Here is a 25,452-nt window from a genome sequence, read left to right as displayed (position 1 = left end):
TCCTCATGGGCGCGTTATCCCCGTGGCATATTATTCTAATCGCAGGTGTTGCTCTGCTTCTGTTTGGACCGAACAAGCTGCCCGAGCTCGGACGTGGCTTTGGCAAAATGCTCCGTGAGTTCAAAAGCGCCACTACCGGCTTTGCCGATGACGAAGCGCAGACTCCGCGCAAAGAAGTTGGTACAGGCACGAACGAACCTTCTTTGCAGCAAAACGGCCACCATCAAATAAGCGATAAATAATGAGGCTGTCTCAAAGTAGGTAAATCTCTGGAAGAGCAGCTCACAGTAGATAAAAAGTGATGTATTTTTATGAATAGCGGTTGAGCAGGATACTATTCCTTCCCAACCGCTTTTCTTGTTTTGTCAACTGACGTGTTTTTCAACAAGTTATCAAATGCGGGCATTTTCTAAAGAAAAGATGCGTACGGCTAGTTGAAGATGGAATTGCGTTTCTGCTTCGTTGAGGTCGAAATTCCCCAATGAAATCGCGCGATCCAATCGGTAGCGCAACGTTTTCGGATGAATGTTTAATTCGTCGGCTGTTTTTTTGAGTTGAAAGCCCATTCGGGCGAAAGTTAATAAGGTGCTAATCAGTACATCACCGTTTCTACTTCTTTGAAGCGGATCAAATAGTTTACCGAGAAAGGAAGATCGTGCATCGTGATCACCCATCAGAACGCGGGGGACCAGCAAGTCCTGGTAGCGATGGAGTTGACCGAAGCTTATATGTGGAAGGATTGAGCTCACTTCTTTATAACCCTGACGAACATTGGTAAATCCTCGATAAGGAAGACTGACGGCAAAAGAGAGATTAATGTCTTTCATCGACTTCCATATATCCTCCGAAAGGACACTTTCGGGAATTAAAAATAGGAGTTGGTTTTGTGTCAGAGAGAGTACCGTCGGAATTTTGAGCTCTTGCATTCTTAGCTTTAATTTATCAGCCAGCCGTTCTCGCTTTATGATGCCTTCACGTGATAGGGGAACGGAGGAATTCATGATAATCGTACCAACGGAATAAATGCCCTCTGGGTCGAAGCCTAATAGTTCAGCCCGTCGTAAGATCTGGGGTGTTGTATTGAACTGACTTTCAAGCAATGAATCCAGGAAAGAATACCCTAGCTGAGCCTCCAATGAGGCTAGCGCCCGCTGCTGAGAAATGTGCAGCGCCATCACGATGGAAGCCGTTTGAGCAGCACGCTGATCTACCTCTCTAAGAGGTTGTTGTCCCTCGATGATCCATAATAAACCAGCCAGTTCTTTTTTGATTGAAATTGGACATAAGAGCCGTGCGGGTAAACCAGACTCTGGTACGGCGGGAATTCGGATTGGCCTGGAGTGGGAACGCAGTGGTATATGCTGAACTTGTTCCTTTCGAAAGCTAATCATTTCTTGATGAAACAATTGCTCTTCTTCTTCGAGCCCATCTTTGTTCATGTTATAAGAGGCTAGAATAGGACCTTCCGGATGCTGAATGATAACGGGTCGTTTAATTAATTTGCCCAAGGTAACGGCTATTTCCTGAAGATCATTAGCATCCAAAGCGATACGCATGAGCTCTTGATGAACGAACTCTGACTGTTCCTGAATATTATATTGATAGGTCAGGATGGAACTGAGGATTTCTTCGGTTATAGTATTGAATTGAATTTCCCACGGAATTTCGATGATTGGAAAATGCAGCTCGTCCGCCACTCTACATACAGTTAACGGCATATTTGTGAAGTACTCGGGGACAGCAAGTCCTAACCCTGCAAGCCCACACGCATTCAATTCGATGATGAGATCAAGCAGTTTTTTTTCATCTCGAGGCCATCCGTAGCCCGTCGTCAGGAGTAAATCCCCTGAACTCACACAAGACAACGGGTCAGGCAAGTCAACGATAGACACCCAACGGATCGTCCTATGAAGGCCTTCTGCGCCTGCAGCAATTCTAGCCTGTTGAAGCGAAGGAAGTTGTAGAGCGTCGAAAAACTTCATGATTTGTTACCCCCATCAACAACCAATTTATTATCCCTTAGTGATAATAAATATATTAAAACTTATCTCCGAGCGCAATAGTATTCTTGAAATGATAGGCTTAAAATGAGAAAAGAAAGCGCTTTTAGTTAGCGCTACATAAAAAGATAGAAATCCTTTGAACATGGAAAGCAGAAGGGGGATGCGAAGATGGAAATGACACGCAAATTTGTATCTGTTGCTTCAGAATTCCCGGCAAGCCGTACCCAGGAATTATTAGAAAAAAGGCGAGAATTAGTACCAAGAGGCGTCGGCAATAATGCTCCCGTTTTTGTACAAAAGGCCAAAGGGTCTTTGATATATGATGTGGATGGCAATGTTTTCTTGGATTTTGCTGGAGCTATTGGAACTATGAATGTAGGCCATTGTCCGCCAGAGATCGTGGAGGCTGTTCAGAAGCAAGCCGAGAAGTATATTCATACTTGCTTTCATGTCGCGATGTATGAGTCCTATCTTGAACTTGCTGAGAAGCTTGCAGAAATCACTCCTGGTCATTTTAAGAAAAAGACGATTCTCCTGAACAGCGGTGCAGAAGCTGTAGAAAACGCGGTGAAAATTGCCCGGAAATATACAGGGAAACCTGGAATTGTCTCGTTTACTCGTGGATTCCATGGGCGTACGCTGCTCGGCATGTCGCTCACAAGCAAAGTGAAGCCTTATAAATTCCAAATGGGTCCATTTGCACCTGCCACCTATAAAGCTCAATATCCCAATCCAACGAGCCGTCCTGAAGGGATGTCGGAGAAAGAGTATGCTCTGTATTGCGTTAAGCAGTTCGAAGATTTCCTGTATACGGAGGCTTCACCGGAAGAATTGGCAGCAGTCATTATGGAACCCGTGCAAGGAGAAGGCGGGTTCATTGTTCCTCCGAAGGAATTTGTTAAAGGTGTGTATGACATATGTAAACAAAACAATATTTTGTTTATTGCGGATGAAATTCAAACAGGCTTCGGGCGAACGGGAGAAATGTTTGCCAGTACACATTTTGGAATCGAACCCGATCTAATCACGATGTCCAAGTCGATTGCAGCAGGATTGCCGATCAGCGCAGTTACAGGCCGGGCAGAAATTATGGATGCCCCGTCCCCAGGGGAAATCGGCGGGACCTATGGCGGCAGTCCGCTGGGATGTGTTGCCGCAATGGCCGTGATTGATAAAATCGAGCGCGAAGGTCTTTTAGAAAAATCCCGTAGGATCGGACAAACGATTATGGACTTTTTCAGAGACTTACAGAAAACAGTCCCACTGATTGCAGATGTGCGTGGGCTGGGAGCGATGTGCGCTGTTGAATTCATTGATTCTGAGAACAAAGAGCCAGCCAAAGCATTTGTGGCTGCTGTGCAAAAAGGATGCTATGAAGCTGGGGTTATCCTGTTAAGCGCAGGGGTGCACGGCAATGTCATTCGTTTCCTAACCCCTCTAGTCATAACAGATGACGAGCTTGCGGAAGGGTTAGATATTATCAAAGAAGTATTGCTTCAGCAGTATGCACAACTGAGAAAGTAGGGGATGCATGTGAAATGGCATTTGTTTATTAACGGACAACGGGAAGAAGCAGCTCAGTACGTAACGCTGTATTCCCCATTTTCAGGGAACAAGATAGCGGATGTGGCACATGCCAGCGAAGCGGATACGGATGCAGCGATTGGGGCAGCAGAATCAGCTGCTGCGGAGATGGCCAAATTGCCGGCACATCAACGTTCAGCTATTTTAGATAAGGTTGCTAATCTATTAGAAAAACGTAAAGAGGAGCTTGCTCGTGTCTTGGCCATGGAAGCGGCAAAACCGATTAAGACCGCGAGAGGTGAAATCGCTCGTACGATTCAGACGTATAAGTTTGCAGCTATGGAAGCAAGTCGCATACACGGAGAAACGGTCCCCTTGGATGCAGCTCCGGGTGGAGAAGGAAGAATTGCCTTTACCATGCGCAAACCGCTTGGTGTGGTAGCGGCGATTACGCCATTCAACTTTCCGTTTAACTTGGTAGCGCATAAAGTCGGGCCGGCCATTGCTGCAGGAAATGCGATTGTATTGAAGCCTGCAGGACAAACGCCCATTTCTTCATTGGTGTTGGCTGAGATTTTCCAAGAAGCAGGACTGCCTGATGGAGCTTTAAATGTAGTACCTGGTCCCGGTTCGGTTGTTGGAGAAAAATTGGTACGAGATCCGAGAGTGAAGGCCGTTACGTTCACGGGTAGCCCAGCCGTCGGGATCGCGATGAAAAACAAAGCCGGCTTGAAACGTGTTACGTTGGAATTGGGTTCCAATTCGGCTTTGATCATTGACAAAACGTACGAAATTACCGATGAGCTAATCGACCGCTGTGTACTTGGAGCCTTTTCTTTTAGTGGTCAAGTCTGTATTTCTATTCAACGCATTTTCGTACACCAAAATCACTATGCGGACTTTTTACATAAGTTCAAGGCGCAAGTGGAAAAGCTTGTTATCGGCGATCCATTAGATGAGGACACGGATGTGTCTGCTTTGATCAGTGAGAAGGAAGTACGGCGGATGGAAGCATGGGTTGAAAGCGCTGTAGCCAAAGGCGCCCAAGTTGTTACTGGCGGTAAACTACTAAATTCACGTATATTTCTGCCTACGATATTGACGAATGCACCTGCGGATGAGCCTGTCTCCTGTGAGGAAGTGTTCGGGCCTATCGTAACCGTCGCTCCTTTCGCCAATCTGGAGCAAGCGATTGAGGAAGTGAACCATTCCCGATTCGGACTTCAAGCTGGGATATACACCAATAACATTCATTCGGCCATGCAAGCTGCGGAACAACTTGAAGTAGGCGGAGTTATGATTAACGATTTCCCAACATTTCGAGTCGATAACATGCCATACGGCGGTGTGAAAGAAAGTGGATTCGGCCGTGAGGGCGTTAAGTATGCGGTGGAAGAAATGACAGAACTGAAGCTAATCTCGATCAAGCTAAAATAGTTCGGTGTTAGGGATACATCATCAATTTCAAGGAGGTCCACGATGGCACAAGTGCAGACGGAAGCAAAATATTTGAAAAACTTTATAGGTGGACAGTGGGTCGATTTCAGCGGGTCCCATTATGAAGAAGTACCTAATCCAGCAACAGGTGAAATTATTGCCTATGTTCCTTTCTCTTCCAAGGAGGATGTGAACAAAGCGGCTGAAGTGGCAAATAAAGCGTTTGCCAGTTGGAAGAAAACCGCAGTGCCCAAAAGAGCACATCTCCTGTTCCGTTATCAACAGCTACTCGTGCAGCACTGGGAAGAGCTGGCACAGATCGTAACCTTGGAAAATGGCAAGAGTTACCAAGAGGCCTATGGGGAAGTACAACGAGGTATCGAATGTGTTGAATTCGCTGCAGGCATTCCGACGCTGATGATGGGATCACAGCTTCCGGATATTGCAACGGGGCTTGAGTCGGGTATGTATCGATACCCGATCGGTGTTGTCGGGGGAATCACACCGTTTAATTTCCCTATGATGGTTCCATGCTGGATGTTCCCGCTTGCCATCGCATGCGGCAATACGTTCGTGTTGAAACCATCCGAACGTACACCTTTGCTTGCGAACCGACTGGCCGAACTGTTCCAAGAAGCGGGCTTGCCTGACGGTGTCTTAAACATCGTACATGGCGCGCGAGATGTCGTTAATGGTCTGCTCGAGAATGAAGAAATAAAAGCGATATCATTTGTTGGTTCTCAACCTGTTGCCGAATATATATACAAAACAGCTAGCGCGAACAACAAAAGGGTTCAGGCGCTAGCGGGAGCGAAAAATCATTCCATTGTTATGCCGGATGCAGAGCTAGACAATACGGTGATCCAAATCATTAACGGTGCTTTCGGCTCAGCGGGTGAACGCTGCATGGCTTGCGCGGTTGTCGTTGCGGTTGGCGATATCGCCGACAAGCTAGTTGAACGACTAAAGCAAGCGGCAGATCAGATTACAATAGGCAACGGCATGGAAAAAGGTATTTTCCTGGGTCCTGTCATTCGTGAGGAAAATAAACATCGAACGCTCAACTATATTGGAATCGGCGAGTCGGAAGGTGCAGAACTCGTGCGAGACGGAAGTAAAGACGCAGCGGTAAACGACGAAGGTTACTTTGTTGGACCGACCATTTTCGATCATGTCAAAGTATATATGCAAATTTGGAAAGATGAAATCTTTGCTCCTGTTCTTTCGATTGTTCGTGCCAAGGATTTGACGGAAGCGATTGAGATCGCCAACGCTTCCGAATTTGCGAATGGGGCTTGCATCTATACGGACAGCGCCAAGGCGGTTCGTGAGTTCCGCGAGGACATCGATGCGGGTATGTTAGGCGTGAATATTGGGGTTCCAGCGCCTATGGCTTTCTTCCCATTCTCCGGATACAAGAAGTCTTTCTACGGAGATTTACATGCTAACGGGCGCGACGGCGTTGAGTTCTACACGCGGAAGAAAATGTTGACGGCTCGTTATTAATGCGAAAGGGTTGAGGGGACATGTCTTCTTTTAATAACTTAAATAGTGAGGAAATTACAGCAAAAGATCGTCAGTATTTGTGGCATGGGATGTCTCCATACAATCCGAATCAAGCGCCGATGGTCGTCACACAAGGCAGCGGTTCCTGGATTGAGGATATGAATGGCAATCGCTATCTAGACGCAATGTCGGGTCTCTGGTGCGTGAATGTCGGTTACGGAAGACAAGAATTGGCAGAAGCGGCCTATGAGCAGCTGAAAACGATGGCTTATTACCCGCTTTCCCAAAGTCATCTTCCAGCGATTGCGTTGGCGGAAAAGCTAAATGAATGGCTTGAAGGCGAATATGTGATCTTTTTTTCCAACAGCGGCTCAGATGCCAATGAAACGGCTTTTAAGATCGCCAGACAGTATCATCAGCAAACGGATTCGCCTAACCGACATAAATTTATTTCCCGTTATCGTGCTTATCATGGCAACTCGATGGGCGCATTGGGTGCTACAGGCCAAGCTTCTCGCAAGTATATGTATGAGCCGCTTGGCGGAGGATTCCTCCATGTACGTCCGCCGGATAGCTACCGCCGACCTGAAGGCATGTCGGTTGAGGATTTCAACCTTCTCTGTGCGCGAGAGATCGAGGAGAGAATTATTTGGGAAGGCAAGGATACTGTCGCTGCTGTTATTATGGAGCCGGCGATTACCGGAGGCGGCATCCTCGTGCCTCATCAAATTTACCTTGATGAAGTGCAAAATATTTGTAAGAAGTATAACGTGCTGCTGATCATCGATGAAGTGATATGCGGATTCGGTCGTTCCGGCATGAAATTTGGACATATGAACTTCAATATGAAACCAGATATTGTGACGATGGCCAAAGGTTTGACAAGCGGATATCTTCCGTTATCTGCGACAGCTGTTCGCAAGGATATCTATGAAGCATTTAAAGAACAAGGTGAATTCAGCCATCTGCGGCATGTGAATACGTTTGGCGGTAGCCCAGCTTGTTGTGCTTTGGCGCTGAAAAATCTAGAAATTATGGAAACAGAAAACTTAGTTGAACGATCCAAGCAGCTCGGACAGCGACTGGCAGATGAAATGGCTGAACTTCTGGATCATCGAATGGTTGGCGACATTCGCAGTTTCGGCTTCCTAATGGGGATCGAACTCGTGGCGGACAAAGCCACCAAAGAACCGCTCGCACCTGCGGCTGTAGGTAAAATTATTGCAGCTTGCAAAGCTAAAGGATTGATCATCGGTCGCAATGGGGATACGGTGCCGGGCTACAACAACATTCTTGCCTTGTCACCTCCACTTTCGTCTACAGACGAAGATTTGGATTTTATTATTGGCACCTTTAAAGAAGTAATGGAAAGTCAATAGACAGTGTCATAGGAAGGAGGCATGATAGAATGGATGTTAAGAACATGTACATAGATGGGCAATGGATGCTTGGAAGCAGCGGCAAGACACGTAATATTGTAAATCCTGCTACAGAAGAAATGATAGCGGTTGTTACAGAAGGCAATGTAGATGATGTTAAATTGGCCATTGAGGCAGCACACAGGGCGTTCTATGAAGATGGATGGATGGAAAGCAAGGCAAGAGATCGTGCTGAATTGCTGCTTCGGCTTGCAAATAGATTAGAGGAAAGCGCGGAAGAGTTTGCCAAACTCGAAACGTTGAATAATGGGAAAGCAATAAATGAATCCAGATATGACGTCATCGATGCGGTGAACCAGTTCCGTTATTATGCGGGGTTAGCAACAAAGCCGCACGGACAGGTGTATGACGTACCAGATGATGTTCAGGCCATGGTAGTTACAGAAGCAATAGGAGTGGTGGCATTAATTACGCCTTGGAACTATCCGCTAGTGATGGCAACTCAGAAGATTGCCGCCGCAATTGCTGCAGGATGTACCGTAGTTGTAAAGCCTGCTTCCGTTACGCCGCTTACGGTAATTAAATTGTTCGAACTGATCGATCAATTAGGATTCCCGAAAGGTATCATTAACCTTGTCTTGGGACCAGGCGCTACCATCGGGAATGAAATATCCGTCAATCCGCTTGTTGATAAAATCTCCTTTACTGGGGGAACAGAAACAGGGGTTGAGATCGCACAAAAGGCTGCTCCGACCATGAAGAGATTAAGCTTGGAACTGGGAGGAAAGTCGCCGCTCGTCGTTTTTGAAGATGCTGACTTTGAAGCGGCGGTTGAATATGCGCTTTATGCTATTTTCGCCAATCAAGGTCAAGTGTGCTCTGCGGGGTCCCGTTTAATTGTCCAAGAAAGCTTGTATAACCGTTTTGTTGAACAATTGTTAATCAAAGTGAAGAAAATTAAGATTGGACCGGGTATTGAGGAAGACACATTAATGGGGCCGCTTGTATCAGAAGCTCAGCTGAAGAACGTTCTAGGCTATGTTGAAATCGGTTTGAATGAGGGCGCGACATTGTTATGTGGCGGTAAGCGTATCGAGGGCAGAGGCTATTTCTTTGAACCGGCCATTTTCACCGATACGACACCCAATATGAGAATTGTTCAAGAAGAAATTTTTGGACCGGTTCTCGTCATTCAGAAGTTCCAAACCGAAGAGGAAGCCATCCGTTTAGCCAACGGCACCAGATTTGGCTTGGCAGGCGGCGTATTTACGAGCGATTCGGCAAGAGCAATGCGAGTGATCCGCAAAATTCGAGCGGGTATTACGTGGATTAATACGTATCATAACACCTACAATGAAGCTCCGTGGGGCGGATTTAAGATGAGTGGTATCGGAAGAGATTTGGGAACGTATGGTTTCGGGCAGTTTGTGGAGCCAAAACAAATTAATCTCAAACTAAACGTTACCCCGGCTGGTTGGTTGCCGCAATAACTGCCAATAACGTGTACACACAAAACCAACTGGAGGGATACCTTTGAATAAAGTAGTTGTATTAGGTGCGACAGGAACAATCGGTAAAGTTATCGTAAAAGATTTAGTAGAAAGTGGCGTCGAGGTCGTGGCTGCTGACTTGGATCAAGCGAGGCTGGACGAATTAGCCGCATGGGTCGGCAAGGGTGTCACGACGGTTACCTTAAATATTAGAGATTTTGAAGCGTCCAAAGATGTATTGCGACAAGGCAAAGTGTGCGTTAATGCGACGAATTACGTTTTTAATCTGGATGCTATGAAAGCGGCTTCAGCGGTGGGCGTCAGCGTGCTTGATCTAGGTGGACTCTTCAAATATACGAATGAACAATTGAAATTGGATGCTCAAATGAAAGAAGCGAATGTCCTTTCGATTACAGGTATGGGGTCTGATCCAGGTACTTCGAACGTATTTTGCCGCTATGGTGTAAATCTGCTTGATACAGCTGATGAAATTCATATCCGTTATGGATCTACGTCCTCAGGTACAACGTTCGCCTTTGCTGCAGATACAATCATTGATGAAGCAGTCAAACCAGCCATTGCTGTGAAAAATGGCGAGTTGGTTGAAATTGCTCCGTTAGCAGATGAAGAGTTTACGCACTTCCATGAAGATTTAGGCATTCAAAAAACGTATTCGATCATTCACTCCGAGCTTGCTACGCTGCCTTCAAGCTTCCCGCAAGTGAAAGAAATTACGTACAAAGACACTTGGGATCCAGCGACCATCGAGAAAATCAAAATGTTGGAAGAACTCGCTCTAGTCGATACGAATGAGTTGGAAGATGGTACAGTGCCTCGCCGTCAGCTTGTATCGCTGTTGACCAAGGTGTTAGCCAAGAAAGAGAAGCCGGTTTGGGGGGTTGATTCCTTATTGGTTGAAATCAAAGGAATTAAGAACGGAAACTCGACTACGGTGAGATTGGAATTGTTGACCAGATATCATCAAGATTGGGCAGTCAGTCCAACGCAATATGCAACGGCGATTCCTGCTTCAATCGCTGCGCAAATGCTTTTGAAGGGTGAAATTACAGAGAAAGGCGTCCAACCGCCAGAGCTTTGTGTGGACCCTGAAACGTATATTTCATACTTGAAAAATAAAAATGTCGAGCTCTACATCACAATTAGCGAAACGAAAAAGCAGTAAGGTATTCGCGGATGAGTTAGAAACACTAGGACGTTTAATCGATAAATGATAAGATCAATTATCGGTTAAACGTTTTTAACTAAGCTTCTCAACTTTGACTACACTAGGAGGTTAACCTTTGAAACACATAGAAAATGTAGATATTATAATAACAAGTAATGCCGTGTTTACAGGTGTTGAAGATTCGCCGAAGCCAGCCTCCATTGCGATTAAGGGCAATATAATTGTGGCAGTGGGTACACAGCCCGAGATGCAGGGACTGATCGGACCACATACAAAGGTTTATCATTTTGAAGATAAACTGGTTATGCCAGGTTTTAATGATCTGCATCTTCATATCATACCTGCTTGTATTATGGAGGATAATGTTAATCTACTAGGGGCCCGATCTGAACAAGAAGTCGTTGATAAGGTTTCGGAATTTGCAAAATCAAGGCCAGATGAGGAATGGGTTCAAGGGTACATGTGGTATCACACCAAGTGGGACGATCCGAAGCTGCCTCACCGTTCCTCGCTCGATGCAGTTATTCCCGACCGTCCTGTATATTTATCTCATGCGTCAGGTCATACGGCTTGGGTGAATTCAAAGGCCTTAGAAATACTCGGCATTGATAGGAATACACCGAATCCGCTGCATGGCGAGATTATGAGGGATGAATTTGGGGAACCTACGGGAATTCTCTATGAGTCCGCGGCTAGTATCGCTACGAAACACGCGATGAAGCTGACGGATAACCGGAAAAGACAAGTGTTTGAAACATTCTTGCGTAATGCCGCTAAGTTTGGCGTCACCTCATTAACGGACATTTTCAAAATTACGGACTTAGAAATCAATGAAATAGAACTATATGAAGAGTTTGAGAAGCAAGAGAAACTGACAACACGGATTCACTTTTTGATTGGGCTGGATGGGGATATGCAAAGGGCGCAATATTACCGAGATAAGTATCGTTCAGGTAAACTGCTTTTTTCTGGCTTGAAAGAATTTCTGGATGGCGTCGTTACCACACATACGGCAAACCTTGTTGAGCCTTACACGGACATTCCGGATACTTGCGGTCCCCCGCTTCCTGCGGAGATGAGAGAATATGTGCTTGCCGCAGATAAAGAAGGGTTTCGGATTCGGTTTCATGCAGTAGGCGACGGTGCAGTGCGATATGCACTCGATTTATTCGAAGAAGCGCAGCTGAAGAATGGGGTTAGAGATGCTAGACATACGATTGAACATATCGAGGTCGTGCATCCCCAAGATATTCCGCGGTTTAAAGAATTGGACGTTATCGCGTCGATGCAGCCTGAGCACATGGAACTCATCAATAAGAGTCACTATTTTTCCTGTATAGGTGATCGGGATAAGTATACATTCGCAATCAGATCGCTCTTGGATGCGGGAGCGAAAGTCGTGTTAAATACGGACTATCCAGTCGTATCGCTTAATCCGCTATTGGAAATTTATCGAGCTGTCACCAGGGTTGTTGGTAAAGGTGAGTTGTTTAATGAAAGTGAAGCGATTACACTAGCAGAGACGTTGAAAGCGTATACATCAACGGCGGCTTATGGTGTATTTAGAGAAGACGAATTAGGTACGCTAGAAGAAGGGATGTTGGCTGATCTGATCGTCATCGACTGCGATTTGTTCAACGTACCGACGGAAAGTATAAAGGATGCGAAGGTAGAATTGACCGTCATGGATGGTAAAGTCGTCTTTGAAAAGCAGAAATAAGAGATTGGAGAGAAATTTCATGACAGCTCACTTGGAGATCAGAAGCGCACAGAAGTTTTATAAAAAGTATACAGCTGTTGATAACGTTCATTTATCCATTAATAAAGGTGAGTTTGTTACCATTTTGGGGCCGAGTGGTTCAGGAAAAACGACTTTACTTAAATTAATCGCAGGCTTTGAAGAGTTAAATAGCGGAGCGATTTTTTTGGATGGGCAAGATATCACGAATAAGAAAGCTTATGATCGCAATATTGGGATGGTATTTCAAAATTACGCTTTGTTCCCACACATGACGATTTTTGACAATATCGCTTATCCGCTCCGTCTGCGTAAAATTCCGAAGCCGGAATTGAAAGAACAAGTGAATAAAGTCCTTCAAACCGTTCGACTGGAAGACTTTGTTTCACGTTATCCCAGTCAACTTAGCGGTGGTCAGCAGCAGCGAGTGGCTCTTGCTCGGGCGATTGTTTTTAATCCGCCTCTTCTCTTATTGGATGAACCGTTAGGGGCGCTTGATAAAAATTTACGGCATCAAATGCAGTATGAAATTAAACATATACAAGAGAAATTGGGTATTACGACAGTCAATGTGACACATGACCAAGAAGAGGCGCTGACGATGTCGGATCGGATTTGTGTCATGAATAGAGGAAGAATCGAGCAAATCGATACACCGGAAAGACTGTACAATTATCCGCAAAGCAAATTCGTTTCTTCATTCATTGGTGAGGTCAACTGGTTCCACGGTGAAGTTATCCAAGAAGATTCAGGAATGGCTGTGGTGAAATTATTGAACGGTCAAGTATGTAAGATCAAGGCCCAGCCTAATGTCACTTTGAACGAAGCCATCATTCTTGCGATTCGTCCTGAAAATATTCATGTTGTTCGAGAAGGAACGACATATACCAATACATACAAAGCAACGGTTTTGGAAAAAACGTATATCGGAGATTCTTTCCGAATTGAGGCAAGGACGGATACGAATGAACCATTATCTATTAAGCTGCCATACGTCGTCTCAAGGGAAATTGTCGTTGGTGATGAGATTGGGGTCGGTTGGCATGCAGGCGACGCATCACTGATTCCGGACGATGAAGTTAAGGAAGTTACTCCAGCATCATAGAATTAGAAGGAGAGTGAGGCGAGCCATCCTATGAATAACGCGCAAACACAAATGACGTCAATGCCTTTAAAAAGAAAAAGTGCTGCTTTATCCGCCATACCAGGTGTCAATTGGCTGCTATTTATCATTCCAGCCTTATATATGCTGCTGCTAACGTTTATTCCGATCTTGCGAATAATGAAATTAGGCGTACATGACGGAGTTGCTTATACAGCTAAATATCTCATTCAAGTGTTTACCACACCTGTGTATTTAAAGGTTATTGTCTATACGTTTAAGGTCTCATTCACTGCCACTTTGATTACGCTATTGCTCGGGTATCCTGTTGCCTATTTGCTCTACAAGATACAATCTGAGAAGTGGCAAAGATTTACAATGTCTCTCATCATGATTCCTTTCTGGATCAGCGTGCTCATTCGAACATTTACGTGGATGATCATGCTGCAGGAAGAAGGTGTCATCAATAAAGTATTGCTGGCAATCGGTGTAATCAACCAGCCGCTTCACCTGCTGTACTCCACAACTGGCAACGTTATTGGTATGGTTCATTACTTATTTCCGTACATGGTTCTATGCATATATTCCGTCATGAAAGGGATTGATGGCCGATTGCTTCAAGCGGCTGAAGGAATGGGCGCCCGTCCTTGGCGAGCTTTTCGTGATGTGATGCTCCCCTTATCCATGCCGGGAGTGATCGCAGGCGTACTTATTTCTTTTGTCTTCAGTCTCGGCTTTTTTATTACGGGAGTGATCTTAGGGGGTCCTAAGGATAAGATGATCTCCAATCTCATTGCTAATTTCATCAACGTAACCTTGAATTGGCATTTGGCAGCTGCACTTTCTATCATTCTCTTAGGAGCAACCATCCTTCTAATCGCTATCCCATTTGTTATATTTAGAAAACACTCTGCACTGAAGGGGGTGATATAACATGTGGTTAAGGCTTCTGGTAGCGCTAATTCTATTTGTGTTTCTGCTCCCTATTGTGCTGATTATCCCGTTGTCGTTTACATCTGTAGCCTATTTTCAAGTTCCGCCGCCTGGCTATTCACTCATGTGGTATGAAAAGGTATTGCAAAGTCCTGTATGGATGCAAGTATTTTTCCGCAGTCTGATCATCGGACTTATAACGGCCATTGTCTCTCTCATTTTAGGTACGATGGCTGCGATTGCCTTTATTCGGTTGAATTTTTGGGGGAAGAAGTTATTTGTACCCTTAATGCTCTCGCCGATGGTGGTTCCTACAGTCGTTGTTGCGATTGGTCTATATCATTTCTTTGCGCCATTCAAGTTAACGGATACGTATACGGGAATGATTTTATCCAATGCGGTTATTTCGATTCCGATTGTGTTCACAACCGTATCGGCCAGTTTGAAAGGAGTAGATCGCAACTTGGAATTGGCTGCCATGGGACTGGGATCCACTCCCGTTGGCGCATTTTTCAAGATTACGGTTCCCATAATTAAGACGGGATTGTTCTCAGGAGCGCTATTCGCATTTTCGATTGTTTTTGATGAGCCGATCATTTCGCTCTTTATGGCAGGCTCCCATACCAAAACACTTCCCATCAAATATTGGGAAAGCTTGCGAACGAGTATCGACCCAAGCATTGCTGTTGTATCGACCATTTTGATTGTTATGACTGTAGCCTTGTTCTTGATCCAAGGATGGATGGGTGCAGCTGCAGCGAAGAGAAGCGTTCCAAAGGAGTAGTTCTATCATCTTATTTGTATACGAGGGGGAAATAAATATGTTGAAAAAGCTGAGTATCATGGTTGTTGTTTACGCCTTAAGTGCTTCACTAATCGCTTGCAGTAATGAACAGGGAGGGAGTGCAGGTCAAGATAAGCCGCAGAAATTAACGGTTGTTGACTGGGATGCCAACACGGTAGGCTATCGGAAAGTACCTGTATATGAAGCTTTTGAGAAAAAATATAATGTGAAGATTGACATTGAGACACCGCCGGATTACGGAAAGCTGAAAGCGATGGTGGATAGCGGCAATGTCACATGGGATGTCGTGAACGTCGATTCATTTTACGGTAAATTAGCAGGTCAACAAGGACAGTTTGAACCATTGGATTACAGTATCATTAAGAAGGATGGTTATGACGATCAAACGGCGACCGCGAATTATATCGCTTCTGAATCGTTTGCGACAGTAATGAGCTGGAATTCGAAGAAAATAGACGCGGCACATGCACCGAAGACGTGGGCCGATTTTTGGGATTTGAAAAAATTCCCTGGCGGTCGCTCGGCTTACAGGTTCCCGGCTCCAAGTATGGAAATGGCGCTTATTGCTGATGGCGTACCTGCTGATAAGCTGTATCCACTCGACGTCGAGCGTGCACTTAAGAAATTAAATGAAATCAAAAAGGAAATGAAAACATGGTGGACTAGCGGTGCGCAAGTGCCAGATCTGTTAACCAACGGAACGGCAGTCCTCTCGACCGCCTATGACGGTACGCTCGCTGAACAGAAGAGGAAGGGAGCGCCAGTTGATTTTACCTATGAGAACGCGTTCCGCTCTTATGAAGGCTGGGTGATTCCCAAAGGTACGAAAAATAAAGATTTGGCAATGAAATTTATTGCTTTTGCCACATCCGAGGAAGTTCAATTGGAATACGGCAAAAATTCCGACTATGCACCTGCCAACCAGAAAGCGATTGCTAAGTTGTCGGAAGCCGATAAGAAGCGTCTTGGTGTAACGCCTGAACTGCAGAAGATTCAATTTGGAGCGGGCGATGACTACTGGATTGAAAATTTCGATAAAGTTCAAGAGCGCTTTGAGCAGTGGCTGTTAGAGTAGGAAAAAGGAAGAGAGAAGAAGGGGAGAAATCGAACATGGTCCAAAGAAAGCAAATCTTTATTAATGGCGAGTTTGTAGACAGTCGCAGCGAACAATTCGATGCAATCATTAACCCGACAACTGGGGATGTCATTGCAGAAGCTCCTGCTTGCACGGAAGACGATATCAACGCGGCCGTTAAGGCCGCTGGTATTGCATTTCAATCATGGAAGCGTACGACGCCGGGAGAACGCAGTTTGGCTTTATTAAAACTGGCGGATCGCATTGAGCAGCATGCGGATGAATTGGCTGTGATGGAAACACAGAACGTAGGAACACCGATTCAATTTTCAACGCATTTGATTGAATTCATCGTGGACAATTTGAGGTTTTTTGCAAGTGCGGCACGCATGCTACAGGGTCCGGTTTCAGGTGAATACCTTGCTCAGCACAACAGCATGATTCGCAGGGAACCGCTTGGCGTCATTGGCTCCATAGCGCCATGGAACTTTCCGCTTGCGATGGCTATATGGAAGATCGGGCCTGCGCTCGCGACAGGTAATACCGTTGTTCTTAAGCCTTCCGAGCTTACGCCGTTAACGGCATTGAAGCTGGCGGAACTCAGCATCGGGATTTTACCTCCAGGGGTACTAAATGTAGTTACCGGTCAAGGCACCGAGGCTGGGGCTGCGCTTGTACGTCACCCGGAAGTGAAAATGGCAGCGCTTACGGGTAGCGTGCGCGCAGGCATTTCCATTGCCAAGGAAGCGGCGAACTCCATGAAGAAATTGCATTTGGAGCTTGGCGGTAAAGCGCCATTTATCGTTTTTGACGACGCCAATATCGAAGACGCCGTGTTTTGGGCAGCTGCCGGCGGATATTATAACAGCGGGCAAGATTGTACGGCGGCAACTCGCATTTACATTCAAGAAAGCATCTATGACGAATTTATTCAGAAATTAATTCCTTTTGTTGAAAGTTCAGCCATTGGCGATCCGATGCTGCCAGATACAGTGGTTGGTCCTGTCATTTCAGAGGCACATCTGAAGAAGATTGATGAAATGGTGCAGCGTGCTGTTCAGATCTCGGGTTGTCAAGTGTTAGCCGGCGGCTCTCGCTTGGAACGACCGGGCTTCTTCTACAAACCGACCGTGATCGCAGGAGCGAAGCAGTCCGATGAAATTATTCAGGAAGAAGTGTTTGGTCCCGTTATCACGGTAACACCGTTTAAAACCGATGAAGAAGCCATTCAAATGGCAAACGATTGCAAGTACGGGTTGGCTTCGTCCGTCTGGACCAAAAATTTGGACCGTGCAATGAGAGCTAGCAGAGAGCTGGAGTTTGGTGAAGTATGGACGAATGCTCATCTGATGTTGACCAGTGAAATGCCGCATGGAGGACATAAAATGTCAGGATACGGATCGGATTTGTCCATCCACGCGTTAGAAGAGTATACCCGCTTGAAGCATGTCATGATGAAATTTGAATGATGATTGAATTATCTGAAACCCGTGGAGGATGAATGATATGTCAAAAACACCATTTATGCGTCAAATGAAATCAGCAGCCAGTATTGCCGGTGAAGCGGTCAAAAGAAATGTTCCTGTTGAACAAGTGATCGAAGAACGCGTTCAACATACCATTTCGCGTAGAGAATTTTTGCAGAAAGCATTGCTTGCTTCAGCCGTATTGGCGGTGCCGCCGGTTGTCTTTAACGTAGGAGCCAAATTAGTGAATGCGGCAACAGCTCCCCGCGTTGCGATCGTAGGTGCTGGGCTAGCAGGATTAACGGCTGCTTATCGTTTAAAACAGGCAGGAATCAACGCTCAAGTCTATGAGGCCTCTTCACGCATTGGCGGCCGCTGCTTTACTGGAAGGAATGCCTTCAATGAAGGACAAACGTATGAGCACGGCGGAGAATTAATTAATACCGACCACGCGGATATTTTAAATCTGATTCAGGAACTCAATCTGCAAGTGGATGACTTATGGGCTTACGAAAATGGCGACTTCAGGGTTGTCATGGATGGATCCCTTTGTTCACTGGAGGAATTTTCCCGCATGTTTTTGGATGTCTGGGCTCCCCTTCAAAGAGATCGTAAAGCTGCAGGCGATGTGACGTTATACAATCACCATACAGCACGTGGCAAGCAATTGGATAATATGTCAATTGTAGATTGGCTAACAGCCAATGTTCCGAATGGCATGAATTCAAAGTTTGCAAAAGAGGCTGATTTAGCCTATACAGCTAGTGTCGGCCTTGAGAGTTCGAAGCTAAGCGCACTATCCATGATTTACGCCATGAGCACCTCTTCTAAAGAGGAATACTCACCTTTTGGAAGCGGAGGCGAAGAAAGATATCATGTTCGTGGTGGGAATGATCTTATTCCTCAAGGTTTAGCAAACAAATTGAGTGGGCAAATTACGTTGTCTTCCCCGTTAGAGTGCATAAGAAAAAATAACGATGGTACGTATTCGCTTACTTTTACAGGAAGAATGAGCAGCGTACTGGCTGATTATGTAATTCTGGCATTGCCTGTAGCTACACTACGAGATGTTGAAATAAATCGAGCAGGATTTAGAAGTTTGAAGCAAACAGCGATTGCTGAATTGGGTGTAGGCACAAACTCCAAACTTGCGCTGCAATTCACAGATCGCCATTGGGAATCGCTTGGCAGCAGCGGAGCGTTTGTCTCCGATGCCTATCAAGATACATGGGAAGCTACAAGAGGGCAAACAGGTCAATCAGGGATTATGGTCAGCTTCACCGGAGGAAATCGTGGCAACAGTTTCGGATCTGGATCGGTAAACTCTCACGCACAAGACTTCTTACAATTGATTGAACATGATTTGCCTGGTTTATCTGCCAAATGGAACGGAAAAGCTAAGCTCGATTATTGGCCTGGCTACAAGTGGACCAAAGGCTCGTATTCCTGCTACAAAGTAGGTCAATATACGAAGTTCAGAGGGATCCTTGGTGAACCTGAAGGTAACTGCTTCTTTGCCGGTGAGCATACTTCGCTCCAATTTCAACAGTTTTTGAACGGAGCTGTTGAGACTGGGAATCTAGCAGCTAATAAGGTTCTGAGCAGGTTGAATGTTCATTCGGTACTTACATAGGGATCAGATATAGGAGGTGTTCACATGGGTGCTTTATCGCCATGGCATATTATTTTGATAGCAGGCGTCGCTTTACTCCTTTTTGGACCGAATAAGCTGCCTGAATTGGGACGGGGATTCGGTAAAATGTTTAAAGAGTTCAAGCATGCAACCAGTGGTAATGGCCTAATGGATGAACCAGCGTCACAGCGGATAGAAATGAACTCTTCTGAAGAGATGAAAGCAAAGGACGCTTCGGGCTAACATGAAGTTCGCTATTTACATACAAGTTATCGTTGTCATCCTCCTTCTTCTAGTCTTGCCCTTATTGGGGACTGGATATTGGTTATACCATACCGTCTTCGCACAACTAGGAAATATCGATGAGGACAAGTGGTGGAGCCAGATGGAAGAAAATCCATTCTTGCTTGGTTCATCCACTTTTGGTGGTAACCCGTTTTGCTCCGCTGGGGCGATTGCAGGTATTCATACGATATTGGATGAGAACATTCCGCAAATGGCGAAAGAAAAAGGCGACTATATATTGAAACAGCTAAAGGAGATCCAAGCTCGATATTCCGACATTCTCGTAGCTATGCGCGGTATGGGGCTGTTGATCGGCATGGAATTTGCAGATAATAACTTGGGCTATACGCTGGCGAAACAATTATTTTAGCAAGAAAATATGGGTAGGCGGCACGATTAACAATGCTACCGTGATTCGTCTTGAGCCGCCGGCCATCATCTCTTACGAACAAATCGAGAACGTGCTGACATGCATTGAAGAAGGAATTGCCGGGCTGAGATGATAACTTAATAAAGGACTGTCCTTCTGTTCAGTGACTGAAGGGCAGCCCTTTTTGTTCGTGTATCGATTGCTAAACACTGACAAGTTCAGCATCTTCGTGAAGGGTTTATGGGCTATAGTCGTTACCAATGTTATAGTTTCTACAACAATTCACACGCCTAAAGGGTATTTTGCAAGCTGAAGTTGCAGTTTGTACAACATTTCGAGCCCATTTGTTACGAAATGGCCTGTATAGGACCAAATTGTTGTACACGATGCAACAACTAAGAGAGAAAGGCGAGATTTAGGCAGAATTTGTTGCATTTTCTACAACATCATTCAACCGCGAATAGGGATTCATTCATCCAGCAACCTCAATTGAGCACATATGACGATTGATCCCGATTTAGGACAACTCCGTTTAGAGCAAGATTGGATGAATGAATCGATGGTCTCTTCTAATCACATCGCGTTATCCCCTGTCACCCATGCAGGTATTTTATTCCCATTGTGAAATCAATGAAAGCGGTTATATAATTGTATGACTTCTGTTAGGAGGTAATCTTTTAGTGAAATTAAACGCATCGCAAGCTGCATTTTCGCAGATGCTGATTTCCGGGACGTTAGTGCACGAGGCTAACTTCAACGAAATTCAAAATCGTCTAGGCATTGAAATATCTCCGCACGTGGTAATTGTTTTCTCCATCGACCGCTATTACGATTATGCCGTAGGACAACCCTTTATTTGGCGAGCGGACATTGGGCATAAACTTGTTAAAGCACTTCATAAAGCCATAACCGTACCGTTCCTATGGGTATGGGTATCCGAAGGCGTGTTAGCTGCACTCCTGGAGCTCAATACTGACATCATATCGAAAGAGGCTTATCTGGGGCTTACGCTGCAGATGGTTCACGAAACTCAGAATATCATGGACCAGCAAGGTTTTTCTGTTTCTGCCGGAATCGGCACCTATTATGATAACCCATATATGCTGCATTATTCCTACGAGGAAGCCAAGGAGTCGATGATCGATCGTTTTTTTCAAGGAAATCGGCTTATTTTTCAATATGAAAAGAGAAGTAGGAATGAGAAAAAATGGGTTCAGGTCATCACTCATGAGGAGAAAATGGAGCTGCTCGCACGTGTAAGGATCGGTGATGAAGAAGGTTCCATCGTTTATCTGAAAATTTTGCTGGAGAGGCTAGCGCAAGCGTACAAGCATAATATTGACATGTTCAAATCGGAAACTTTCGACCTCATTATGACTGTATCAAGGCTAGTGCTTGATGTGGGAGGAGACGCGTCTGAGCTATTGTCGGGCAGCGCCAGAGTCATTCAAGATTTGTACAATACGATCCGTTACGATAAATACGTTCTGAAGGTGTGCGATTATTGGCGGAAGCTGGCAAGGCAGGTAGCGGAAGCACATGCGCGGGAGGCATCCCCCGTCATTCGTTCGGCCATCGAATATATGAAAGAGCATTTGCAAGATAAAATTACTTTGGGCGAAATAGCACGTTATTGTTATCTAAGCACTTATCACTTTGCGCATTTGTTTAAGAGGGAAGTAGGCTTAAGCTTCGTCGATTTCCTGAACAAACTTCGCATTGAAAAGGCTGTGCACTTTCTAGAAACGACGGATTTACCCGTTCAACTCATTGCAGCTCAGGTTGGATTCCCAGATCCCAATTACTTTACGCGAAAATTTAAACTCTATATGAGCTGCAGCCCGTCAGAGTACCGCGCAGCAAAATTGTGCTAGTGTTCCGCAAGTTTGACTAGATTCATGAAAGCGCTTTTAAAGTAAGATGAAGTCATAAATCAAATAGGGGGTTATAAATTGAAAAAGTTTTCTATGATTGCAGCAGGTGTGATTTCTGTATCTCTAATGGTTTCGGGTTGCGCAGCAAAGCCGAGTGACTCAGTGAAAAAAGATAGTACTGTTAATAAAGCCGGCGATACGGTCAAGCTGGGTTGGATAGGTCCGCTAACGGGGCCGACTGCGACGGACGGGACACACAGTAGAGATGCTGCGTTACTAGCGATAGAGCAATATAATAAAGCCGGAGGAATCCAAGGCAAGAAGGTTGAGTTGGTAGCAGAAGACGACCAAGGAAAACCTGAAGAAGCGTTAAAAGGTGTTCAGAAACTAGTCAATAACGATAAAGTTGTAGCTATTGTTGGAGGCGCTTACAGTGGTCCGACGAAAACGATTGCCACCAAAATTCAGGAGCTCAAAGTTCCAATGGTTATTGCCTACGCTGTACATCCAGATGCGACCAAAGGCGGCGATTATGTGAATCGCGTCATCTATACGGGACCATTGCAAGGAAAAGCGATGGCCGATTATGCTGTGAACGATTTGAAGAAGAAGAACATCGCCGTACTCTACGTCGATATCGACTACGGGAAATCGATTTATACCGCATTTAAGGAAGAGACCGGCAAGCTAGGTGCGAATATTGCGATTGAACGTCCGTTTAAGATGGGCGACAAAGATTTCAGCTCGATCCTGACCGCAGTCAAAGCCGCCAATCCGGATGGCTTGTACGTAGTTGGTTATTACAATGAAGCTGCGGCTATCGTTAAGCAAGCGAAAGAAGCGGGAATTAGCGCTCAGCTGCTTGGTGTTGATGGTTTCGATTCGCCGAAATATTTGGAGCTGGGGAAAACCAATACAGAAGGATCGACTTTCACGACTTCATTTTTTGCTTCCGATGACAGATCTGTTGTGAAAATATTCGTTAATCAATGGCAGGATAAATTTAAGGATATCCCGGATATGCTTTCCTCGCAGAGCTATGATGCCGCAATGGTTATTATGGAGGCCATGCAAAAAGTCGGGACCGATAAGGAAAAGCTGAAGCAGGCCATCAATGAAACGAAAGACTTGGAAGGTACGTCGGGGAAAATTACGTTCGGCAAAGATCACGAAGTCATTAAACCTGTTATATTCATGACTGTCAAAGACGGGAAGTTCCAGTTCATCAAATCCAAAACCTATAACTAACAATCAGTAAGCGGAAAGGATGGATCCCCTTGGTATTTATTCAGCAGTTGATTAACGGCATCTCCATCGGATTCATTTATATATTGATTGCGGTTGGACTCACGATGGTATATGGGGTGCTTAAGCTGCTTCACTTTGCCCACGGCACGATTTATATGGTCGGAGCTTTCTCAGCCATGGTCGGTATGACGTATTTACACATGCATTTTCTCGTGGCGTTTCTGTTCGCCATGGTCATATCGGGCGTGATGGGCATACTCATCGAAAGATTTGCTTATCGCCCTTTGCGGGGGGCGCATCCGATTACAACCTTAATCAGTGGTATCGGCATAGCCATCGTGTTGGAAAATGTTTATCAAGTAATGTTCTCATCGGACACAAGAGCATTCCCGGAGACGGGAATCGAAACCTCCATCATTCAACTGACGGAGTCGATTACGATTACGAATATGAAACTTATCATTATTGCTGCCGGCATTGTCGGGCTAGGTTCTTTGTACGCGTTTCTTAAATTTACGAAAATGGGTCTGGCGATTCAGGCGACATCCCAGGATTTGCGCGCAGCCTCTTTGATGGGAGTAAACGTCAACCGTGTTGTGGCTGTTACCTTTATGCTCGGATCGGCACTCGCTGCTGCTGCGGGGATACTGGTCGCATTGAACTTCAACTCGATGTATCCGACGATGGGCTCGATACCCGGCTTGAAAGCATTCTGCGTCGTCGTACTGGGCGGTCTCGGTTCCATACCTGGAACGATTATCGGAGGTCTCATCTTGGGGATTGTAGAATCGCTAAGCGACGGATTTATGACAGGGATGGTTGTAGATAAAGATGCGATTGCGTTTATCATTTTGATTCTTATCCTTCTGGTAAAACCATCTGGACTCTTTGGCAAAAACATCGAGAAGGTATAGGTGATCTTGTATGGACAGTGTACTGAATCCTTATTACGTTGATATCGTCGTTTTTCTAGTCATCTATATTTTGTTGGGATTGGGACTAAATTTGATTACGGGTTACGCTGGTCAAGTATCGCTCGGACATGCTGCTTTCTTCGGAATCGGAGCCTATGCATCCGCCATTTTATCGGTAAAAGGTGGGCTGGATACATGGTTATCTATGATTTTGGCGGTTGTGATCACCTTCGTATTCAGCGCTATATTGGGGCTACCTAGTCTGCGGGTAAGGGAAGATTTTCTGGCCATTACGACGCTCGGGCTCGGATTGATAATTCAATCGTTCTTCAAAAACTCCGAAATTACCGGAGGAGCTTACGGGATTGATTCCATTCCCACGCCTTCCTTGTTCGGGTGGAAGCTGGATAACTCGGGATACCTGCTGCTTGTACTCGTTGTCATGGCTGTCGGCATCTATGCGCTAAAAAAAATGACCGGCTCCCGTATCGGCAGGGCATGGATGGTTATTCGGGAAGATGAAACCGTTGCCAAGGCGATGGGGATTAACACGACTTACTATAAAGTTCTTGTGTTCGCGATCGGCGGGGCTTACGCCGGTGCTGCAGGAGCGTTGTTCGCTCATAAAGTGTCCTTTATCGGAGCGGATTCCTTCGGATTCTCCGTCTCGGCAACGGTGCTCAGCATGGTGGTAATCGGCGGTTTGGGGAGTATTCGCGGTACGTTATTCGGCGTCAGCCTCTTGTATTTGCTCCCTGAAATGTTCCGGTTGTTCAAATTAGATTTTATCGATATGAAGTATTTGGATATGTATAAAATGATTATTTACGGGCTGTTGATGGTTTTCGTGGTGCGTTATCGTCCGAAAGGAATTTTCGGCAAGACGGGAGCCAAACTCAAGTCCTTGCAGCCGCACAAAGCGGGAACGCCTAAGGACGGTGACAGCCATGCTTAAAGTGAAAGGGATCACGAAACGTTTCGGAGGACTCACCGCCGTCCACGCTGTAGATTTTGAAGTAAAGCAAGGAGAGATTGTCGGTCTGATCGGTCCGAATGGAGCTGGTAAGACGACGTTCTTCAATATATTGACTGGTATTTATAAAGCGGATGAAGGCACGATTGATTTCGAAAACAAGCCGATTCAAGGGCTTGCGCCGTTTCGCATCGCGAAGAGCGGGATGTCCAGAACCTTTCAAAATATACGGCTGCTGAAGGATGAAACGGTGCTGGAAAATGTGAAAGTCGGCATGTTCGGCCGAACAAAATCCGGTCTGTGGTCGGCAATTCTCGGCATGCGAGCTTCAAGGGTTGAAGAAGAGCAGGTGGCAGAATTAAGCTTGAAGGCCATTGAACTTGTAGGTTTGAATGGATTCGAACAGGAACTGGCGGGGAGCTTATCGTACGGTAATCAACGACGAGTGGAAATCGCCCGAGCACTTGTTGCGAATCCTAAGCTGCTGCTGCTCGATGAACCTACGGCTGGG

Annotated in this window: 23 protein-coding genes and 1 pseudogene; 23 read left to right on the top strand and 1 reads right to left on the bottom strand. The window is 45.5% G+C overall.

All coding sequences use genetic code 11. From position 1 onward, the window contains the following. Positions 1 to 5: 5 nt before the first annotated feature. Positions 6 to 242, top strand: a complete 237-nt coding sequence (locus GC098_RS24685; RefSeq protein WP_171645872.1) for a twin-arginine translocase TatA/TatE family subunit — start codon at positions 6 to 8, stop codon at positions 240 to 242. A 150-nt stretch (positions 243 to 392) separates the two neighbouring features. Here GC098_RS24685 and GC098_RS24680 read toward each other — a convergent pair whose 3' ends face one another. Next, on the bottom strand, positions 393 to 1,982 hold the full coding sequence (locus tag GC098_RS24680; RefSeq protein ID WP_171645871.1) for a PucR family transcriptional regulator: 1,590 nt from the start codon (positions 1,980 to 1,982) through the stop codon (positions 393 to 395). Between the two features lie 189 nt (positions 1,983 to 2,171). Between GC098_RS24680 and gabT the strand changes: the two genes are divergently transcribed. The 22 genes and pseudogenes from gabT to GC098_RS24580 form a co-directional block, all read left to right on the top strand. After that, positions 2,172 to 3,527 carry a 4-aminobutyrate--2-oxoglutarate transaminase gene (gene gabT / locus GC098_RS24675; RefSeq protein WP_171645870.1) on the top strand — a complete coding sequence of 452 codons (1,356 nt, stop codon included), beginning with the start codon at positions 2,172 to 2,174 and terminating at the stop codon, positions 3,525 to 3,527. 9 nt (positions 3,528 to 3,536) lie between these two features. Next, positions 3,537 to 4,964 (top strand): aldehyde dehydrogenase family protein, encoded by a 1,428-nt coding sequence (locus GC098_RS24670; RefSeq protein ID WP_171645869.1) that lies wholly within the window; start codon positions 3,537 to 3,539, stop codon positions 4,962 to 4,964. 42 nt (positions 4,965 to 5,006) lie between these two features. Then, positions 5,007 to 6,470 (top strand): CoA-acylating methylmalonate-semialdehyde dehydrogenase, encoded by a 1,464-nt coding sequence (locus GC098_RS24665; RefSeq protein WP_171645868.1) that lies wholly within the window; start codon positions 5,007 to 5,009, stop codon positions 6,468 to 6,470. Positions 6,471 to 6,490: 20 nt separating this feature from the next. Further along, on the top strand, positions 6,491 to 7,849 hold the full coding sequence (locus tag GC098_RS24660; RefSeq protein ID WP_171645867.1) for an aspartate aminotransferase family protein: 1,359 nt from the start codon (positions 6,491 to 6,493) through the stop codon (positions 7,847 to 7,849). A gap of 29 nt (positions 7,850 to 7,878) precedes the next feature. Further along, positions 7,879 to 9,339 (top strand): aldehyde dehydrogenase family protein, encoded by a 1,461-nt coding sequence (locus tag GC098_RS24655; protein WP_171645866.1) that lies wholly within the window; start codon positions 7,879 to 7,881, stop codon positions 9,337 to 9,339. A 43-nt stretch (positions 9,340 to 9,382) separates the two neighbouring features. Then, positions 9,383 to 10,522, top strand: coding sequence for a saccharopine dehydrogenase family protein (locus tag GC098_RS24650; protein WP_171645865.1), 1,140 nt, complete (start codon positions 9,383 to 9,385; stop codon positions 10,520 to 10,522). Positions 10,523 to 10,640: 118 nt separating this feature from the next. Then, positions 10,641 to 12,245 (top strand): amidohydrolase, encoded by a 1,605-nt coding sequence (locus tag GC098_RS24645; protein WP_171645864.1) that lies wholly within the window; start codon positions 10,641 to 10,643, stop codon positions 12,243 to 12,245. A 19-nt stretch (positions 12,246 to 12,264) separates the two neighbouring features. Beyond that, the gene (locus GC098_RS24640; RefSeq protein ID WP_171645863.1) at positions 12,265 to 13,368 is read left to right on the top strand and encodes an ABC transporter ATP-binding protein; all 1,104 of its coding nucleotides are present in this window, start codon (positions 12,265 to 12,267) and stop codon (positions 13,366 to 13,368) included. 30 nt (positions 13,369 to 13,398) lie between these two features. Further along, a complete protein-coding gene (locus GC098_RS24635; protein WP_171645862.1) occupies positions 13,399 to 14,298 on the top strand; it encodes an ABC transporter permease in 900 nt (299 codons plus the stop codon). A 1-nt stretch (position 14,299) separates the two neighbouring features. Next, on the top strand, positions 14,300 to 15,082 hold the full coding sequence (locus tag GC098_RS24630; RefSeq protein WP_171645861.1) for an ABC transporter permease: 783 nt from the start codon (positions 14,300 to 14,302) through the stop codon (positions 15,080 to 15,082). Positions 15,083 to 15,119: 37 nt separating this feature from the next. Next, a complete protein-coding gene (locus tag GC098_RS24625; RefSeq protein ID WP_171645860.1) occupies positions 15,120 to 16,178 on the top strand; it encodes an ABC transporter substrate-binding protein in 1,059 nt (352 codons plus the stop codon). 35 nt (positions 16,179 to 16,213) lie between these two features. Further along, positions 16,214 to 17,647 (top strand): gamma-aminobutyraldehyde dehydrogenase, encoded by a 1,434-nt coding sequence (locus tag GC098_RS24620; protein ID WP_171645859.1) that lies wholly within the window; start codon positions 16,214 to 16,216, stop codon positions 17,645 to 17,647. 37 nt (positions 17,648 to 17,684) lie between these two features. After that, positions 17,685 to 19,277 (top strand): flavin monoamine oxidase family protein, encoded by a 1,593-nt coding sequence (locus GC098_RS24615; protein WP_171645858.1) that lies wholly within the window; start codon positions 17,685 to 17,687, stop codon positions 19,275 to 19,277. A gap of 24 nt (positions 19,278 to 19,301) precedes the next feature. Continuing rightward, complete coding sequence (locus GC098_RS24610) at positions 19,302 to 19,520, top strand: Sec-independent protein translocase subunit TatA/TatB (RefSeq protein ID WP_171645857.1); 219 nt, start codon at positions 19,302 to 19,304, stop codon at positions 19,518 to 19,520. 1 nt (position 19,521) lies between these two features. Further along, positions 19,522 to 19,932 (top strand): aminotransferase class III-fold pyridoxal phosphate-dependent enzyme, encoded by a 411-nt coding sequence (locus GC098_RS24605; protein ID WP_246358914.1) that lies wholly within the window; start codon positions 19,522 to 19,524, stop codon positions 19,930 to 19,932. Next, a complete protein-coding gene (locus GC098_RS40260; protein ID WP_246358927.1) occupies positions 19,886 to 20,065 on the top strand; it encodes a hypothetical protein in 180 nt (59 codons plus the stop codon). The genes GC098_RS24605 and GC098_RS40260 overlap by 47 nt, the downstream gene beginning before the upstream one ends. A 366-nt stretch (positions 20,066 to 20,431) precedes the next feature. After that, positions 20,432 to 20,557 (top strand): hypothetical protein, encoded by a 126-nt coding sequence (locus GC098_RS40925; protein WP_281367120.1) that lies wholly within the window; start codon positions 20,432 to 20,434, stop codon positions 20,555 to 20,557. 55 nt (positions 20,558 to 20,612) lie between these two features. Further along, positions 20,613 to 21,806 carry a helix-turn-helix domain-containing protein gene (locus GC098_RS24600; protein WP_171645856.1) on the top strand — a complete coding sequence of 398 codons (1,194 nt, stop codon included), beginning with the start codon at positions 20,613 to 20,615 and terminating at the stop codon, positions 21,804 to 21,806. Between the two features lie 78 nt (positions 21,807 to 21,884). Continuing rightward, a complete protein-coding gene (locus tag GC098_RS24595; protein WP_171645855.1) occupies positions 21,885 to 23,054 on the top strand; it encodes an ABC transporter substrate-binding protein in 1,170 nt (389 codons plus the stop codon). A 29-nt stretch (positions 23,055 to 23,083) separates the two neighbouring features. Then, on the top strand, positions 23,084 to 23,968 hold the full coding sequence (locus tag GC098_RS24590; protein WP_171645854.1) for a branched-chain amino acid ABC transporter permease: 885 nt from the start codon (positions 23,084 to 23,086) through the stop codon (positions 23,966 to 23,968). Positions 23,969 to 23,978: 10 nt separating this feature from the next. Then, positions 23,979 to 24,923 carry a branched-chain amino acid ABC transporter permease gene (locus GC098_RS24585; RefSeq protein ID WP_171645853.1) on the top strand — a complete coding sequence of 315 codons (945 nt, stop codon included), beginning with the start codon at positions 23,979 to 23,981 and terminating at the stop codon, positions 24,921 to 24,923. Further along, positions 24,916 to 25,450 (top strand): annotated as a pseudogene (locus GC098_RS24580) (ABC transporter ATP-binding protein); the annotation flags it as partial. The gene GC098_RS24585 and the pseudogene GC098_RS24580, both read left to right, overlap by 8 nt. Between the last annotated feature and the right edge of the window lie 2 nt (positions 25,451 to 25,452).

It is taken from the genome of Paenibacillus phytorum (assembly GCF_013141715.1).
Lineage (GTDB): Bacteria > Bacillota > Bacilli > Paenibacillales > NBRC-103111 > Paenibacillus_E > Paenibacillus_E phytorum.
Note: the sequence above shows the minus strand (reverse complement) of the source record. Positions and strands in the feature narration are given on the sequence as shown.

Coding starts and splice junctions, on each gene's coding strand:
- GC098_RS24610 (WP_171645857.1), top strand. CDS start 19,302: ATGGGTGCTTTATCGCCATGGCATATTATTTTGATAGCAGGCGTCGCT.
- GC098_RS24625 (WP_171645860.1), top strand. CDS start 15,120: ATGTTGAAAAAGCTGAGTATCATGGTTGTTGTTTACGCCTTAAGTGCT.
- GC098_RS24615 (WP_171645858.1), top strand. CDS start 17,685: ATGTCAAAAACACCATTTATGCGTCAAATGAAATCAGCAGCCAGTATT.
- gabT (WP_171645870.1), top strand. CDS start 2,172: ATGGAAATGACACGCAAATTTGTATCTGTTGCTTCAGAATTCCCGGCA.
- GC098_RS24620 (WP_171645859.1), top strand. CDS start 16,214: ATGGTCCAAAGAAAGCAAATCTTTATTAATGGCGAGTTTGTAGACAGT.
- GC098_RS24585 (WP_171645853.1), top strand. CDS start 23,979: ATGGACAGTGTACTGAATCCTTATTACGTTGATATCGTCGTTTTTCTA.
- GC098_RS24640 (WP_171645863.1), top strand. CDS start 12,265: ATGACAGCTCACTTGGAGATCAGAAGCGCACAGAAGTTTTATAAAAAG.
- GC098_RS24685 (WP_171645872.1), top strand. CDS start 6: ATGGGCGCGTTATCCCCGTGGCATATTATTCTAATCGCAGGTGTTGCT.
- GC098_RS40925 (WP_281367120.1), top strand. CDS start 20,432: ATGACGATTGATCCCGATTTAGGACAACTCCGTTTAGAGCAAGATTGG.
- GC098_RS24680 (WP_171645871.1), bottom strand. CDS start 1,982: ATGAAGTTTTTCGACGCTCTACAACTTCCTTCGCTTCAACAGGCTAGA.
- GC098_RS24655 (WP_171645866.1), top strand. CDS start 7,879: ATGGATGTTAAGAACATGTACATAGATGGGCAATGGATGCTTGGAAGC.
- GC098_RS24605 (WP_246358914.1), top strand. CDS start 19,522: ATGAAGTTCGCTATTTACATACAAGTTATCGTTGTCATCCTCCTTCTT.
- GC098_RS24630 (WP_171645861.1), top strand. CDS start 14,300: ATGTGGTTAAGGCTTCTGGTAGCGCTAATTCTATTTGTGTTTCTGCTC.
- GC098_RS24665 (WP_171645868.1), top strand. CDS start 5,007: ATGGCACAAGTGCAGACGGAAGCAAAATATTTGAAAAACTTTATAGGT.
- GC098_RS24635 (WP_171645862.1), top strand. CDS start 13,399: ATGAATAACGCGCAAACACAAATGACGTCAATGCCTTTAAAAAGAAAA.
- GC098_RS24660 (WP_171645867.1), top strand. CDS start 6,491: ATGTCTTCTTTTAATAACTTAAATAGTGAGGAAATTACAGCAAAAGAT.